This window comes from Pantoea sp. WEP (genome assembly GCF_041678305.1).
GTDB lineage: Bacteria > Pseudomonadota > Gammaproteobacteria > Enterobacterales > Enterobacteriaceae > Pantoea > Pantoea dispersa.
Genome location: NZ_JBGNXB010000001.1, coordinates 912,589 through 928,766, shown reverse-complemented (window position 1 = coordinate 928,766; position 16,178 = coordinate 912,589). Strand labels below are relative to the sequence as shown.

Annotated in this window: 14 protein-coding genes; 5 read left to right on the top strand and 9 right to left on the bottom strand. The window is 59.7% G+C overall.

The genetic code is table 11. From position 1 onward, the window contains the following. The first annotated feature begins 132 nt into the window (after positions 1-132). Positions 133-2,889: an autotransporter domain-containing protein gene (locus ABVR31_RS04230; RefSeq protein ID WP_371221515.1), complete on the top strand. Its 2,757-nt coding sequence runs from the start codon at positions 133-135 to the stop codon at positions 2,887-2,889. A gap of 3 nt (positions 2,890-2,892) precedes the next feature. On the opposite strand, the gene recJ is transcribed toward ABVR31_RS04230, so the two are convergent. Genes recJ through xerD form a run of 3 tightly spaced genes read right to left on the bottom strand, consistent with a single transcriptional unit; the run spans position 2,893 to position 6,259 of the window. Further along, positions 2,893-4,620 (bottom strand): single-stranded-DNA-specific exonuclease RecJ, encoded by a 1,728-nt coding sequence (recJ, locus tag ABVR31_RS04225; RefSeq protein ID WP_371221516.1) that lies wholly within the window; start codon positions 4,618-4,620, stop codon positions 2,893-2,895. Between the two features lie 9 nt (positions 4,621-4,629). Then, complete coding sequence (dsbC, locus tag ABVR31_RS04220; RefSeq protein WP_021506677.1) at positions 4,630-5,343, bottom strand: bifunctional protein-disulfide isomerase/oxidoreductase DsbC; 714 nt, start codon at positions 5,341-5,343, stop codon at positions 4,630-4,632. A 22-nt stretch (positions 5,344-5,365) separates the two neighbouring features. Next, complete coding sequence (gene xerD / locus ABVR31_RS04215) at positions 5,366-6,259, bottom strand: site-specific tyrosine recombinase XerD (RefSeq protein ID WP_058757089.1); 894 nt, start codon at positions 6,257-6,259, stop codon at positions 5,366-5,368. 100 nt (positions 6,260-6,359) lie between these two features. Here xerD and fldB point away from each other — a divergent pair, with 100 nt between their 5' ends. Then, a complete protein-coding gene (gene fldB, locus ABVR31_RS04210) occupies positions 6,360-6,878 on the top strand; it encodes a flavodoxin FldB (protein WP_021506675.1) in 519 nt (172 codons plus the stop codon). Here fldB and ABVR31_RS04205 read toward each other — a convergent pair. Further along, positions 6,875-7,294 (bottom strand): protein YgfX, encoded by a 420-nt coding sequence (locus ABVR31_RS04205; protein WP_058757090.1) that lies wholly within the window; start codon positions 7,292-7,294, stop codon positions 6,875-6,877. The two genes, fldB and ABVR31_RS04205, sit on opposite strands and share 4 nt — an antisense overlap. Continuing rightward, positions 7,269-7,535: an FAD assembly factor SdhE gene (gene sdhE / locus ABVR31_RS04200; protein WP_010616925.1), complete on the bottom strand. Its 267-nt coding sequence runs from the start codon at positions 7,533-7,535 to the stop codon at positions 7,269-7,271. The genes ABVR31_RS04205 and sdhE overlap by 26 nt, the downstream gene beginning before the upstream one ends. Positions 7,536-7,763: 228 nt before the next feature. Here sdhE and ygfZ point away from each other — a divergent pair, with 228 nt between their 5' ends. Beyond that, entirely contained in the window at positions 7,764-8,747 is a 984-nt protein-coding gene (gene ygfZ, locus ABVR31_RS04195; protein WP_372771867.1) for a tRNA-modifying protein YgfZ, read from the top strand. A gap of 52 nt (positions 8,748-8,799) precedes the next feature. Here the strand turns inward: ygfZ and ABVR31_RS04190 are convergent, their stop codons facing one another. Then, positions 8,800-9,453, bottom strand: coding sequence for a hemolysin III family protein (locus ABVR31_RS04190; RefSeq protein WP_021506671.1), 654 nt, complete (start codon positions 9,451-9,453; stop codon positions 8,800-8,802). 176 nt (positions 9,454-9,629) lie between these two features. Between ABVR31_RS04190 and ABVR31_RS04185 the strand changes: the two genes are divergently transcribed. Continuing rightward, positions 9,630-10,361, top strand: coding sequence for a MurR/RpiR family transcriptional regulator (locus tag ABVR31_RS04185; protein ID WP_058757092.1), 732 nt, complete (start codon positions 9,630-9,632; stop codon positions 10,359-10,361). Between the two features lie 124 nt (positions 10,362-10,485). Next, a complete protein-coding gene (locus ABVR31_RS04180) occupies positions 10,486-11,925 on the top strand; it encodes a 6-phospho-beta-glucosidase (RefSeq protein ID WP_372771866.1) in 1,440 nt (479 codons plus the stop codon). A 60-nt stretch (positions 11,926-11,985) separates the two neighbouring features. Here ABVR31_RS04180 and ABVR31_RS04175 read toward each other — a convergent pair whose 3' ends face one another. From ABVR31_RS04175 to gcvH, 3 genes are all read right to left on the bottom strand, one after another. Further along, positions 11,986-12,729 (bottom strand): SDR family oxidoreductase, encoded by a 744-nt coding sequence (locus ABVR31_RS04175; RefSeq protein ID WP_058781310.1) that lies wholly within the window; start codon positions 12,727-12,729, stop codon positions 11,986-11,988. Between the two features lie 73 nt (positions 12,730-12,802). After that, positions 12,803-15,676: an aminomethyl-transferring glycine dehydrogenase gene (gene gcvP, locus ABVR31_RS04170; protein ID WP_021506667.1), complete on the bottom strand. Its 2,874-nt coding sequence runs from the start codon at positions 15,674-15,676 to the stop codon at positions 12,803-12,805. A gap of 98 nt (positions 15,677-15,774) precedes the next feature. Further along, positions 15,775-16,161 (bottom strand): glycine cleavage system protein GcvH, encoded by a 387-nt coding sequence (gcvH, locus tag ABVR31_RS04165; protein ID WP_215481486.1) that lies wholly within the window; start codon positions 16,159-16,161, stop codon positions 15,775-15,777. Between the last annotated feature and the right edge of the window lie 17 nt (positions 16,162-16,178).

Here is a 16,178-nt window from a genome sequence, read left to right as displayed (position 1 = left end):
GTTCGTGCTTCATCTATTGCGTTCTGTCTGTCAGCCACGTTGCTCAGGAGTATTCGTGACAGGGAAAGACTGCATTCAGGCCCGTTAACGTGAACGGGCGACAACATGCCCTGAGAGGCATGAGGAGTTGCCATGCATTATCCTGTTGTTACTTTTCGACCCTCACCGCGCCTGCTGGCGCTGATCATCCCGTTTCTGCTGAGCGCCTGTGGTGGCGGAGGCGGCGGTAGCGGCGGCAGCGGCAGCACCCTGACCCCGGTCACGCCGGTTGTTGAACCTGCGGTGCCGGCCACGGCCGCCAGCAATAAAGTGGGCATCATTGACTCTGGTCTGGCCCCGGGCCGCAGCGAAATTAATTACGCCAACGTGAATTTCTCCAGCTATGTCGGCAGCAACACCGCGCTTAACGACAACATGGGGATCAACGGCCACGGCACGCTGGTGGCGATGACGCTGCTGGGGCTGTCGCCTGACAGCGCGCTGTATGTGGCACAGGCATCACAAAATAACATTTTCAGCTATGACAATACTGCGCGCGCTGTGCAGGGATTAGTGGCACAGGGCGTGCGCATCTTCAATATGTCCTACGGTTCGCAGGAGCGCCTCACCAGCCAGCAGGTGCTGAGCGACGCGCGCCAGCGCTATCAGTCACTGTATCAGGGGCTTAACGCGGTGGCTGCGGCAGATGGGCTGGCGGTGATGATCACCGGCAACAACAGCGGCGCTACGCCGGCACCGGACGTGCTGACACCGCTGATGTATAACGACCCGCAACTGGCGCGTAATCTGCTGGCGGTCACCGGCATCATGGATCATACCGGTTATGATCTGCCGGGACGCGCAGCCGGCACCGGACCGTTTGACGCCTGCGGCGCGGCCGCCGCATGGTGCCTGACCGCGCCGGGTTATACCGATTATCTTTATCAAAATTCTGACGGCAGCTGGGTAAAGGTGCGCAGCTTCGGCACCTCATTTGCCGCACCGCGCGTGACGGCTGCGGCTTCGCAGCTGCTGCAGCGTTTCCCGTGGATGAGCGGCCATAACCTGCAGCAAACCCTGCTGACCACCGCCACCTACCGCAGTGATGCGCACGATAACGTCGCCGACAGCGCGAACGGGCGGCCATACAATGAGACGTTCGGCTGGGGCGATCTTAACGCCGCCAAAGCCTTAAACGGGCCGGGACAATTCCGGGCAGAGGACTTCAGTGCGCGCCTCGACGGCGGCCAGTATGTGTTCAGCAATGACATCAGCGGCGATCGCGGGCTGGTGCTGGACGGCAGCGAACGCGGCGGTACGCTGCAGCTGACCGGCAACAACAGCTATCAGGGCCTGACGCAGGTCTCCGCCAATAGCCTGCTGATTGACGGTACGATTGCCGGCAATGCGCTGGTAAACGGCAGCGGCAAACTGGGTGGCAGCGGACGCATCGGCGGCAATCTGGTCAACCAGGGATCGGTTAACGGCGGCCTGCAGGTAGCGGGCAACTATCAGCAAAGCGCCGACGGTACGCTCAACGTCACGCTGAACAATCCGCTGCGCGTGACCGGCAACGCGGCGCTTGACGGCACGCTAAACCTGGCGCCGCCCTCCGCCAGCTACGTGGTGAAACAGCAGGAAACGCTGCTGACCAGCGGCGGCGGCGTGAGCGGTCAGTTTAGCCAGGTCAATACCGGCGTATTTCTCGACGGTTCAGTCAGCTATGACGCCCACAGCGTTACCGGCCAGCTGACGCGCAAGAACACCGCCGCAGCGGCACAGGCGATGGGAATGGACAGTGCCAGCGCGCAGCAAACCAGCCGCAACCTGGAGCAGGCGTTTGAGCTGGCGGACCGCTGGCAGGGTCAGGCGACGCTGAGCAGTGCGCAGCAGTCAGCGCTGGCGGCCGCAGGCGCCTTCCAAACGCTGGCGGACACCCGCAGCGCACAGGCGGCGATCAACTCCCTGTCCGGCCAGGCGCATGCCTCCGGCAATGCGGTGCTGTTTAACGCACTGGATTATCAGACGCGCCTGCTCAACAACCGCATTGATGATGCCAGCGAACAGGGGCGCTTTGGCTTCTGGCTGGAGAGCGGCCAGCTGCGCGGCTCGCTCGATCAGGACGGCTATCTCGGCAACCGCTATCGCAATACCCTGACCGCGCTGGGTGCCGACAGCGACTTTGGCCTGCCCGGCCTGCGCCTCGGCATCGCCTGGACGCACACTCAGCTTGATGCCACCTATGACGACACCGGCGGCAACAGCCAGAACAGCCTGCAGGGCGTAATGCTGTATGGGCGCTATGCGGTGACACCAGCCTGGTACTGGCAGGGCAATCTCAGCTATCAGCATGGACGCGACAAACTGCAGCGCCTGGTGCTGCTGGATGAAGCTGCACCGGTCTCCTCTTCCGCCCGCACTGACAGCTGGCAGGCAGCGTTACAGAGCGGCTATCGCTGGACGCTACAGGAGGATTATCGCATTGAGCCCTATCTCGGCTGGCGTGAAACCGGCCTGCAAACCGGCAGCTTCAGCGACAGCGGCAGCGCGTTTGGTCTGCAGGGCGACGGCGACAGCTATCGCCGCAGCGTCGGTTACGGTGGCCTGAATCTCAGCGCGCGCCAGGACTGGTCGGCGGGCTGGTGGAGCATGCTGAGCCTGTACGGCGAATACCAGTACGCGTTCAGCAATCCGTCGATGGACGTCAGCGCGCGCTGGAGCGGCTTCGGCAGTGGTCAGCAGAGCTTCACCATCCCGGGTATGCAGCTCGATCGCCGCTCGCAGTGGTTTGGTGCGCGGGTTGATCTGGTGCAGTCGGCACGCGCGCGGCTGTTCCTGCGTGCCGACCGCCACGTGGCCGATCGCGGCGATGAGAAGGTGCTGCGCGGCGGTGTCGACGTCACGTTCTAAAGGTTACGACTGCGGCCAGATATGGTCGATGATCAGCTGTACCGAGCGGTTGCCGCGGTATTCGTTGATATCCAGCTTGTAGGCCAGCTGCACCTGACGCACGCTGCTGTCTGGCCACAGGCTGGTGTCGACGTTAAAAGCGATACCATCCAGTAACGGGCCGCCGCCCAGCGGCTCGACCATCACCTTAAGGTGACGCTCGCCCACCAGACGCTGCTGCAACAGCTTAAACTGACCGTCGAACACCGGCTCCGGAAACGCCTGGCCCCAGGGGCCGGCTTCCCGCAGCATTTCCGCGGTGTGCAGGGTAAACTCCTGCGCATGCAGTTCGCCATCGGACCACATCACACCCTGCAGCGCCTCGCCTTCCAGCCATTCGTCGATCAGTGCGGCAAAGCGCTGGCGGAACTCATCATACTTCGCCTCTTCCAGCGACAGCCCCGCCGCCATGGCGTGCCCGCCAAATTTGATGATCAGCCCAGGATAGAGCGTGTCGATACGTTCCAGCGCGTCGCGCAGGTGCAGCCCGGCAATCGAACGGCCAGAGCCCTTCAGCGTGCCGTCACCGGCGGGCGCGAAGGCGATGACCGGACGGTGGAAGCGCTCTTTCAGGCGTGACGCGAGGATGCCAACCACGCCCTGATGCCACTCCGGGTGATAAAACGCCAGCCCGAGCGGCAGATCGCGATGCTGGCGCTCCAGCTCATCGCACAGCGCCAGCGCCTCGCTCTTCATGCCCTGCTCAATCTCTTTGCGCGTCTGATTAAGCGCATCAAGTTCGCTGGCCAGCATGCGCGCCTGGGCAATATCTTCCGTCAGCAGCAGCGCAACGCCAACCGACATGTCGTCCAGCCGGCCGGCAGCATTGAGGCGTGGCCCGACGGCAAAACCGAGGTCGCTGGCCGCCAGCTGACGCGCATCGCGGTTAGCAATCTCCAGCAGCGCGCGGATGCCGGCACGGCATTTGCCGGCGCGGATGCGGCTCAGCCCCTGCCACACCAGAATGCGGTTGTTGGCATCCAGCGGCACCACGTCGGCCACGGTACCGAGCGCCACCAGATCCAGCAGTTCGGCCAGATTGGGTTCACTGCGCCCGTCGCTGAACCAGTTCTGCTGACGCAGATGGGCACGCAGCGCCAGCATCAGATAAAACGCCACGCCGACGCCCGCCAGCGAACGTGACGGGAATGCGCTGTCGCTCAGGTTAGGGTTAACGATGGCTTCTGCCGCCGGCAGCGTTTCGCCCGGCAGGTGGTGATCGGTGATCAGTACCGGAATGCCGTGCTGGTGCGCGGTATCGACGCCCGCGAGCGACGAAATGCCGTTATCCACGGTGAGGATCAGCTCGGCGCCACGCGCGCGCGCCTGCTCCACCACTTCCGGGCTCAGGCCATAGCCGTCCTCAAAGCGGTTCGGCACCAGATAATCGACGTTGCCGCCCATGCTGCGCAGCGCCAGCACGGTGAGCGCAGTGCTGGTGGCACCATCGGCATCGAAATCGCCCACTACCACGATGCGGCGTTGCTGCTGCAGCATCTGGTGCAGCAGCGTCACGGCGCGCTCAATGCCGCCAAGACTTTGCCACGGCAGCAGGAATTTCGCGCCGCGTTCCAGTTCGGCGGCGTCTTTGACACCGCGCTGCAGGTAGAGACGACGCAGCAGCGGCGGTAAATCATCGGGTAACTGCGCGTCGGCCTGGGCTTCACGCCGACGTAATTCTACAGAGTGCATCACTGTGTCTTAACCACCACGCTTCTGGCCGTCCAGCACCTGCTTCAGCTCCTGCGGTCCCTGGTAGCCAGGGATCATCATGCCGCTGTCGGTGAGGATGGCTGGCGTGCCCTGAATACCAAACAGAATGCCCAGCTTGTAGTGCTGGTCGAGATTGATTTTGCAGCTCGCCGGCGCATCCATTTGCGGTGCGTCGCCTTTCATTGCGGCATCAAATGCCTTGTTGCGATCGGCACTGCACCAGATGGCGGTCATGGCTTTCTCCACCTGGCCGTGCAGGCCTTCACGCGGGAACGCCAGATAGCGCACGGTGATGCCCAGCGCGTTGTAGTCAGCCATCTGTTCGTGCAACTTGCGGCAGTAGCCGCAGGTAATGTCAGTGAACACGGTGATCACGTGCTGCTCTTTCGGCGCTTTGTAGACAATCATTTCCGGTGCCAGCGCGGCGACTTTTTTCTCCAGCAGCTGATTGGTGACATTCACCGGCTGCGCGCCGCTGACATCGTACAGCGGGCCCTGAATCATGTGCTTGCCGTCTTCGGTGACGTACAGCACGCCACTTTCGGTCATCACCGTTTTGATACCCGGCAGCGGCGACGGCTGGATTTCCGCCTGCTGCATACCCAGTTTTTTCAGTGATTGCTGAATCGCGCTGTCATCGGCATGGGCCAGCGCAGAAAAGGCGCTGACCAGCAGAGCCAGCGTCGTAACGGTTTTTTTCATCTCAAATCCTTGTTGCCGCTGCTCAGGCGCGCGGATGATGCTGTTGATGTAACTGACGCAGGCGCTCAGTCGCCACGTGCGTGTAAATCTGGGTGGTCGACAGGTCGCTGTGCCCCAGCAACATCTGTACGACGCGTAAATCGGCACCATGGTTCAGTAAATGTGTGGCAAATGCGTGGCGCAGCACGTGCGGTGACAGCTTTTCGCTGTCGATGCCGGCAAGGGTGGCATAGTGTTTGATGCGATGCCAGAAGGTCTGGCGTGTCATCTGCTGCGCGCGGTTGCTGGGGAACAGCACGTCAATGGTCTGTCCGTTCAGCAGCCAGGGCCGCCCGTGTTCCATATAGTGCTCCAGCCAGTAAATGGCTTCTTCACCTAATGGCACCAGCCGCTCTTTATTGCCTTTACCGATGACGCGCACCACGCCCTGACGCAGGCTGACATCACTCAACGTCAGACCGACCAGCTCAGAGACGCGCAGCCCGGTAGCGTACAGCAGCTCCAGCATCGCTTTGTCACGCAGTTCGAGCGGTATGTCCGTTGCCGGGGCCTGTAACAGGCGCTCGACCTGATTTTCTGACAGGTCTTTTGGCAGGCGCTGCGGCAATTTCGGCGCTGATAACAGCGCGCTGGGATCGTCACTGCGCAGCTTTTCGCGGTACAGATACTGAAACAGACGGCGCATTGCGCTCAGGGTACGCGCTGAGCTGGTGGCTTTGTAACCGCCCTCAATCCGCTCAGCCAGAAACTGCTGTAAATCAGCGGCTTCCAGCGTCAGCAGCGTGCGCTCATGGTGGTGCAGCCAGGCAGTGAGCGTCTGCAAATCCTGACGATAGGACGCCAGCGTGTTCTGCGCCAGATTGCGCTCAATCCAGAGCGCGTCGAGAAACTGTTCTATCAGATCGCTGTCCTGCACTGTTGCCCCTCGCCGTGTGAAATCGTGCTCATTATGCCTGAAACTGGCCTGCTTCTGGTACAATTGCGCCAGAGTGAGTTTCAGTCAGAGCATTAATTGCATGAATATCGGTCTGTTTTACGGTTCCAGTACCTGTTACACCGAGATGACGGCGGAGAAAATCCGCGACTTTATCGGTGAAGAATTAGTCACGCTGCATAACCTGAAAGATGACGATCCGTCGCTGATGGAGCAGTACGATTTACTGATTCTCGGTATTCCGACCTGGGATTTCGGCGAACTGCAGGAGGACTGGGAAGCGGTGTGGCAACAGCTGCCGGCGCTCAACCTGCAGGGCAAAATTGTGGCGCTGTACGGCATGGGCGACCAGGTCGAGTACAGCGAATGGTTCCTTGATGCGCTGGGTATGTTGCACGAACTGCTGCTGCCGATGGGCGTGCAGTTTGTCGGTTACTGGCCGCTCGACGGCTACCAGTTCACCAGCAAAAAACCGCTGACCGCCGATGGTCAGCAGTTTGTCGGTCTGGCGCTCGACGACGTTAATCAGTTTGAGCTGAGCGAAGCGCGCGTCGAGCAGTGGTGCGAACAGATTCTGACCGAAACCGCCGCGCTGCTTTAATGCGGCGTCGCGCCATCCAGTAAAAAACAGCGGGCGCGTAACGCGCGCCACGCGTCGGGCGGCATACTGTCGTGCAGCAGCCACAGCCGCCAGCGCTGCCCGCGACGGTTACGCAGCACCAGCAACACGCCCCACGGTAGCCAGTCCGGCTGCCGTTGCGCCTGCCAGCGTTCACCGCGCCAGTACCAGTCCCCCTTGTCATCCAGCATGATCGCTCCGCAGCGCTGCTGCAGGCGACACGCGTTACGCCAGCACTGCAGTGTCAGCAGGATCACTACCGCGATCTGAACCCAGGCCCAGCCCGCCGGCCAGCGACAGCTCAGCAACAGCGCGCCACACAGCCCGAACAGCGTCACATTCAGCACCCGCGCGCTGCGTGACGCGTGCAGATTACATTGCCACCGGCCCGCGTTCACGGTTGCGCTGCTGAATCAGTTTCACCATGCGTTTGAACTCGGGATCGGCCGGTTCGCCGTGGTTCATCATCCAGTTAAACAGGTCCGGATCGTCGCTCTTCAGCAGCGCGACAAACACCTGTTTGTCGCTGTCGCTCAGCGAATCATACTCATATTTAAAGAACGGCATGATCGAGACATCCAGCTCCAGCATGCCGCGACGGCATGCCCACTGGACGCGCGCTTTGTCATGAATATCCATGTGTCTTCTTCCACAGCTGATAACAGTGGCGCTCAGTGTACCTGCTTTTTCGCCGCGCTGCAGGCGTGCAACCCGACGCTGCACGCGGTGACGCACAGCAATGCCACCGGTTACAGAGTTATCACGCGATTTGTGCGCCAGATTCCGCAAACAGGTTGCAATGGCGCACTGCTCTTTTAACATTGGTAAGCATATTACTGAATAAACCTTATTGATCAGGACGGACTCATGCCGATTTTCACCCTTCCGCCTCGCCAGCCCGCTGCGGCGTCGCGCCTGCCTTTAACGCTAATGTCGCTCGAAGAGTGGGCGCTGGTATCGGTGCAGGGCAAAGACAGCACCTCTTATCTGCAGGGTCAACTGACGCTGGACGTGGCGGCGCTGGACGCAGCGCAGCATCGCCCGGCGGCGCACTGCGATGCCAAAGGCAAAATGTGGAGCAATCTGCGTCTGTTCCATCGCGGAGAAGGTTATACCTACCTGGTGCGCCGCAATCTGCGCGAGCAGCAGGTGACCGAACTGAAGAAGTATGCGGTGTTCGCCAAAGTGACCATTGCGGCCGATGATGACGCGGTCCTGCTCGGCGTTGCCGGTTTTCAGGCGCGCGCCGCGCTGGCTAACGTTTTCACCACGCTGCCGGATGCCACAACCCCAGTGGTGCAGCAGGATGACACTACCCTGCTGTGGTTCGCCGAACCAGCCGAGCGTTTTCTGCTGGTCACCACACCGGCGCAGGCCGAAGTGCTGCAGCAGAAGCTGGCCGGGGAAGCGCAGCTGAATGACAGCACGCAGTGGCTGGCGCTGGATATTGCGGCGGGCGTGCCGGTGATCGACAGCGCCACCACGGCGCAGCTGATTCCGCAGGCCACCAACCTGCAGGCGCTGGATGCCATCAGCTTCAAAAAAGGCTGTTATACCGGCCAGGAGATGGTGGCGCGCGCCAAATTCCGCGGCGCCAACAAACGTGCGCTCTACTGGCTGGCGGGCAGCGCCAGCAAAGTACCGGACGCAGCCAGTTCGCTGGAGTTGCAGATGGGCGACAAATGGCGTCGCACCGGCACGGTGCTGAGCGGCGTACAGCTGGATGATGGCAGCGTGTGGGTGCAGGCGGTGCTGAACAACGATCTGGAGCCGGACAGCGTGCTGCGCGTTGAAGGCGATGAAAGCGGGAAGCTGACCATTCAGCCGCTGCCCTATTCGCTGGAAGAGTAACGGTTACGGCTGATATGCCTCAGGGTCGCCATCAGTGGCGACCCTTGCCTTGTTACATTACGTAAAAATAGATGGCGCAAAAGTGCAGCACGCTGCCGCCCAGCACGAAACCGTGCCAGATGGCATGATTGTACGGGATACGGCGCGACACATAGAAAATCACCCCGAGCGAATAGACAATCCCGCCCGCCGCCAGCAGCCAGACGCCGCCGGCCGACAGTTTGGTTGCCAGCTGATAAATCACCACCAGTGACAGCCAGCCCATGCTGAGATAGGTCACCAGCGACAGCACTTTAAAGCGATGCGCAATGGTCAGCTTAAAGATGATGCCCGCCAGCGCCAGACTCCAGATCACCACCATCAATCCCTGCGCCAGCGGCGATTGCAGCCCGACCAGCAGAAACGGCGTGTAAGTCCCGGCGATCAGCAAATAGATGGCGCAGTGGTCAAATTTCTTCAGCCAGTATTTGGCGCGCTGGTGCGGAATGGCGTGATACAGCGTCGAGGCGAGGAACAGCAAAATCATGCTGCCGCCGTACAGGCTATAGCTGGTAATGGCAGTGATATTCGCCTGCATTTCAACGGCCTGGGTCAACAGCAACACCAGCCCCACGATGCCAAACACACAGCCCAGGCCGTGGCTGATGCTGTTGGCGATCTCTTCGGCCAGTGAATAGCCCTGGGCAATAAGTCGGTTCTGTACCATGGCATCGGATTCCTGAACATCGTAACGAAAGTTGTGCTTTTTCTGTGCACCAGAGTAGCGAAGAACAATTTCAGAGTACACATGTACGCTAAAATTATTCTGTGAAGAGGTGTGACAACCCAGCGGCAAACCAATCTGTTACACTGAGGCTTCTTTTTGCCGTGAGCGCCGCCCGAATGTTTTCACACAGCGACCTGTCCCGTTTGAATGACCTTGAGATGCAGGTTTATCACTTCATCATCAAACACCGGGAAAGTGTCAGTTATATGACCATCCGCGAACTGGCGGCGCAGGCGGGCGTCTCGACCACCACGGTGCTGCGCTTCTGCCGCAAAATGCACTGTGACGGCTGGTCAGAATTTCGCATCCGTTTTCGCCTGGCGCAGGAGCAAAGCGCGCCGGTGCTGCTTCCCTCCGGCGTCGGAGAAATGCTGAGCTTTTTTAAAAGCATCAACAACGCAGAATTTGATCAGCAGATTGCCACCGCAGCGCAAATGATCATTGAGGCTGAGCACATTTTCTTTATTGGTGCCGGTACTTCAGGCAGTCTCGGCAAATATGGTGCACGCTATTTTTCTAATATTGGTAAATTCAGTCATCACATCGATGATCCTTATTACCCGGTGAGTAAGAGCGCCTGGGAAAATGCGCTGGCGATTATTTTATCCGTCTCTGGCGAAACCGAAGAGATCCTGCGCTTTGCCAGTCAGTTCAGTCTGCATCACTGTAAAATCATCTCCATCACCAATCACGACAACTGCTCGCTGGCGAAAATGGCGGATTTCAATCTCTCCTATCATGTGCCGCAGGAGAAACTGCCTGACCGCTACGATATTACCACCCAGGTACCGGTCATTTATATTCTGGAGACGCTGGGCCGTTATATTGCCCGCCTCACGCAAGTATAAAACAGCCTGTTTTTTGGCGGTAACAAGTCACATTTCCGCGCCGGTGTTATAGCGTGACTTTGCTATTTCAGTTGTTACACTGCGGGCAGTGTTATTTTCGCCAACAGCGTGACGAGGTATTGAAATGAATGAAGGATTGCAGTTACCCAACGGATTTCTCTGGGGCGGCGCGGTGGCAGCCCATCAGGTTGAGGGCGGCTGGGATCAGGGCGGCAAAGGCGTCAGCATCGCCGATGTTCTCACCGGCGGGGCACACGGCGTTGATCGCGTCATCACGCCCGGCGTCCAGCCCGGCCAGCACTATCCCAACCATCAGGCGGTGGAATTCTATTCACACTACAAACAGGACGTGGCGCTGTTTGCTGAGATGGGTTTCAAATGCTTCCGCACCTCGATTGCCTGGACGCGCATTTTCCCCAACGGCGATGAACTGCAGCCCAATGAAGCCGGCCTGCAATTTTACGATGACCTGTTTGATGAACTGCTGAAATATGGCATCGAACCGGTGATCACCCTGTCGCACTTTGAGATGCCTTATCATCTGGTTAAAGAGTACGGCGGCTGGGCCAGTCGCAAAGTGGTCGATTTCTTTGTGCGCTTCAGTGACGTGGTGATGACGCGCTATCGCCATAAGGTGAAGTACTGGATGACCTTCAATGAAATCAATAACCAGCGCAACTGGCAGTATCCGCTGTTCGGCTACTGCTGCTCCGGCGTGGTGTTCACCGAGCATGAAAAACCGGAACAGACGATGTATCAGGTGATGCATCACCAGTTCGTTGCCAGTGCCAAAGTGGTGAAGCGTGGCCACGAAATCAACCCGGATTTCCAGATTGGCTGCATGATCGCCATGGTGCCGGTCTATCCGTTCTCCTGCCATCCGGACGATGTGATGCGCGCACAGGAGTCAATGCATCAGCGCTACGTGTTCAGCGATGTGCAGATGCGCGGCGCGTATCCGGCTTATACGCTGAAAGAGTGGGCGCGCAAAGGCTATCACATTGAGATGGAAGCCGATGACGCCGAAACGCTGCGTCAGGGCTGCTGCGATTACATCGGTTTCAGCTACTACATGAGCAATGCGGTGGACACCAAAGCCAGCGGCGTCGACGACCCGATCACCGGCTTCGACGGCGTGGTGCCTAATCCGCACGTCAAAGCGTCCGACTGGGGCTGGCAGATTGACCCGGTCGGCCTGCGCTACGTGCTGAACGCGCTGTATGAGCGCTATCAGAAGCCGCTGTTTATTGTTGAGAACGGCTTTGGTGCCATTGATAAAGCCAATGCCCAGGGCGTGATCGAAGATGACTACCGCATTGATTATCTGCGTGCGCACATCGAAGAGATGAAAAAAGCGGTGGCGCTGGATGGCGTTGATCTGCTGGGTTATACGCCGTGGGGCTGCATCGACTGCGTCTCCTTTACCACCGGCCAGTACAGCAAGCGCTACGGCTTTATCCACGTCGATAAAAACGATGACGGCAGCGGCAGCTTTGCCCGCTCGAAGAAGAAGAGTTTCGCCTGGTATCAGCAGGTGATTGCCAGCAATGGTGAAGTGCTGTAACCGCTAATGGCACGCGACGTATAGATGTGCGCCGCGCGCAGACAGGCTGTGACGTGCGGCTTAACGGCCGCCTGATGCATCAATAAAGCTGCCGGTGACGTAGGAAGCGGCGTCACTGGCCAGCCAGGCGATGGCGGCTGCGATCTCCTCCGCCTGACCGCCGCGCTGCATCGGCAGCGATGCCGCGAGACGATCAACGCGCCCCGGCTCGCCGCCGTCGGCATGCATATCGGTGTAGATCAGCCCTGGCCGCACGCTGTTGACGCGAATCCCCTGCGCCGCCACTTCCAGTGACAATCCTCTGGTCAGCGTGTCCATCGCGCCTTTCGACGCCGCATAATCGACATACTCATTGGGCGAGCCGGTACGCGCGGCCGCTGACGAGACGTTAACAATGGCGCCGCCCTGGCCGCCGTGTGCGGTGCTCATGCGTTTTACCGCTTCGCGGCAGCAGATAAACGTGCCGGTGACGTTAGTTGCCAGCACGCGCTGAATGCGCGCAGCATCCAGATCCTCAACACGGCACTGGGAGAAGAGAATACCGGCGTTATTCACCAGCACGCGCAGCGCGCCCGGCTGCTGATCCAGCTGGCGGAACATGCGCACCACCTGCGCTTCATCGGCAATATCCGCCTGTAAGGCAAACGCGCTGCCGCCCTGCGCTTCGATATCTGCTACTACCTGCAACGCTTCTGCTTCGCGCTGCCGGAAATTGATTGCCACGCGATAACCTGCCTGCGCCAGCAGCAGCGATGTTGCCCGTCCAATTCCGCGGCTACCGCCGGTGACCAGTGCCAGATCCATATGCTTCTCCCATAAAAAAAGGCCGACAAATCGGCCTTGAGTATTACTGAAGGGTTTGGATTATGCCTGCTGATTACTGGTATTCGCTCATCGGAACGCATGAACAGAACACATTGCGATCGCCAAACACATCGTCGAGACGCTTAACGGTCGGCCAGTATTTGTTGGCGCTGCCGGCCGGGAAGACCGCCAGCTCGCGGCTGTACGGATGAGTCCAGTCGCCGACGATTTCCATCTGGGTATGCGGTGCATTCACCAGCGGGTTGTCGTCAGCCGGCCATTCACCGTCGGCTACGCGATCGATTTCCATGCGGATCGCCAGCATCGCGTCAATAAAGCGGTCCAGCTCGATTTTGCTCTCGGATTCGGTCGGCTCGACCATCAGCGTGCCGGCGACCGGGAACGACATGGTCGGCGCATGGAAACCATAGTCGATCAGGCGTTTCGCGATATCCAGCTCGCTGATGCCGGTCTGCTCTTTCAGCGGACGAATATCGAGAATGCACTCATGCGCCACGCGGCCGTCGCGGCCGGCGTACAGAATCGGGTACGCCGACTGCAGCCGGCTGGCGATGTAGTTGGCGTTGAGAATCGCCACCGAGCTGGCCTGCTTCAGCCCTTCGGCACCCATCATGCGAATGTACATCCAGCTAATGGGCAGAATAGATGCGCTGCCGAACGGCGCCGCAGAAACCGCGCCCTGCTGGGTCAGCACGCCGTCAATCTGCACCACGCTGTGGCCCGGTACGAATGGCGCCAGATGCGCCTTCACCCCGATCGGCCCCATGCCCGGACCGCCACCGCCGTGCGGAATGCAGAAGGTTTTGTGCAGGTTGAGATGCGACACGTCAGCGCCAATGTAGCCAGGCGTGGTGATCCCGACCTGCGCGTTCATGTTTGCGCCGTCGAGGTACACCTGGCCGCCGTACTGATGCACGATCTGGCACACTTCGCGAATGGTCTCTTCGTAGACGCCGTGCGTCGACGGGTAGGTCACCATGATGCACGACAGCGCGTCACCGGCCTGCGCCGCTTTTTCACGCAGATCGCCGAGATCGATGTTGCCCTGCTTATCACAGGCCACCACCACCACCGCCATGCCCGCCATCTGCGCGGACGCCGGGTTGGTGCCATGCGCCGAGCTCGGGATCAGACAGATTGTGCGGCCCGCTTCATTACGGCTCTCATGATAGCGACGGATGGCCAGCAGACCGGCATATTCGCCCTGCGCCCCAGAGTTCGGCTGCATGCACAGCGCATCGTAACCGGTGAGCTGGACCAGCCACTGGGACAGCTGACCGATCATCTGCAGATAACCGCTCGCCTGCTCTGCCGGGCAGAACGGGTGCAGTTCAGCAAATTCCGGCCAGGTGATCGGAATCATTTCGGCGGCGGCATTCAGTTTCATGGTGCATGAGCCGAGCGGGATCATCGCCTGATTCAGCGCCAGATCCTTTTTCTCCAGGCTGTGCATGTAGCGCATCATCTCAGTTTCGCTGTGATGACGGTTGAACACCGGATGGGTAAGGAATTCGCTGGTACGCTGCTGGCCTGCCGGAATAGCGCTGTTTTCCGCCGCCACCGCGGCGTCCAGCGCCTCGATATCCTGACCGTGCGCGTCACCCAGCAGAATGGCAAACAGCGCCAGCACGTCTTCACGCGTGGTGGTTTCATCCAGCGTGATACCAACCGCATTGAGGATATCGCTGCGCAGATTGACGCCGAAGCTCAGCGCACGGTTCAGCACCGCCGCTTTGTCCGCGACTTCAACGGTCAGCGTATCGAACCAGCTGTGATGGCGCAGCTTCAGGCCGCCGTTTTGCAGGCCTGCTGCCAGAATCGAGGTCAGACGGTGAATGCGCGAGGCAATGCGTTTCAGTCCGGCCGGGCCATGGTAAACCGCGTACAGGCCGGCGATATTCGCCAGCAGCACCTGTGAGGTACAGATGTTGGAGTTGGCTTTCTCACGGCGGATATGCTGTTCGCGCGTCTGCATCGCCATGCGCAGCGCGGTGTTACCGGCGGCATCGCGTGACACACCGATGATACGGCCCGGCATGGAGCGCTTGTGCTCATCACGGCTGGCAAAGAAGGCCGCGTGCGGACCGCCGTAGCCCATCGGTACGCCAAAGCGCTGGGCGGAACCAAAGACGATATCAGCACCCTGTTTGCCCGGCGCTTCCAGCTGCACCAGCGCCATGAAATCCGCCGCCACGCTCACCACCACTTTGCGGCTTTTCAGCTCAGCAATCAGTTCACGGTAGTCGTGCACTTCTCCGCTGGTACCGACCTGCTGCAGCAGCACGCCAAACAGATCGTCGTGCTCGCGGGCTTTTTCGGCGCGATCAATAATCAGCTCAAAGCCAAAGGTTTCGGCGCGGGTGCGCACCACATCCAGCGTTTGCGGATGGATGTCATCGGCGATAAAGAATTTGGTCGCGTTTTTCAGCTTGCTGACGCGTTTAGCCATCGCCATCGCTTCGGCGGCCGCGGTGGCTTCATCCAGCAGTGAAGCTGAAGCGATATCCAGCCCGGTGAGATCGAGCGTCAGGGTCTGGAAATTAAGCAGCGCTTCCAGACGGCCCTGCGACACTTCCGGCTGATACGGCGTGTACGCCGTGTACCAGCCCGGGTTTTCCAGCATGTTGCGCAGAATCACCGGCGGGGTGATCACGGCACTGTAACCCATTCCAATCCAGGATTTGTAACGCTGATTCTGGCTGGCAATCGCTTTCAGCTCTGCCAGCGCCTGCTGTTCAGTCGCGGCATCGCCTACCGCCGGCGGGCCTGGCAGCTGGATATCAGCAGGCACAATTGAAGCGATCAGCGAAGCCAGCGAGCTGGCACCAATCGCTTCCAGCATGGTGGCCTGCTGCGCGGCATCAGGACCGATATGGCGCTCAATAAAAGCACCGTTATGTTCGAGCTGGCTGAGAGTCTGGGTCATTTACAGTACATCCTGAATCGGGCTGGGTGACAAAATGGCATTAAATCAGGCAGATAAAAAAGAAGGCGCCGCAGTGCAGCACCTTCAGAGACTACCGGTTACTCGTCGATGGACTTTTTATAGGCCTCGGCATCGAGCATCGCGTCGAGCTCGGACTCGTCGCTGGCTTTGATGCGGAACAGCCAGCCGGCGGCGTACGGTTCGCTGTTCACCAGCTCCGGGGCATCGCCCAGCTCTTCGTTGACCGCCACGATTTCACCGCTCAGCGGGGCATAGATATCCGATGCCGCTTTCACGGATTCGGCTACCGCACAGTCGTCACCGACGGCAAAGCTGGCGCCCACGTCAGGCAGGTCGACAAACACCATGTCGCCCAGCAGTTCCTGCGCGTGTTCGGTGATGCCCACGGTAAACGTACCGTCAGCTTCTTTACGCACCCACTCGTGGCTATCACGGTACTTCAATTCATTTGGCACATTGCTCATCGCCATTTCTCCTGAAA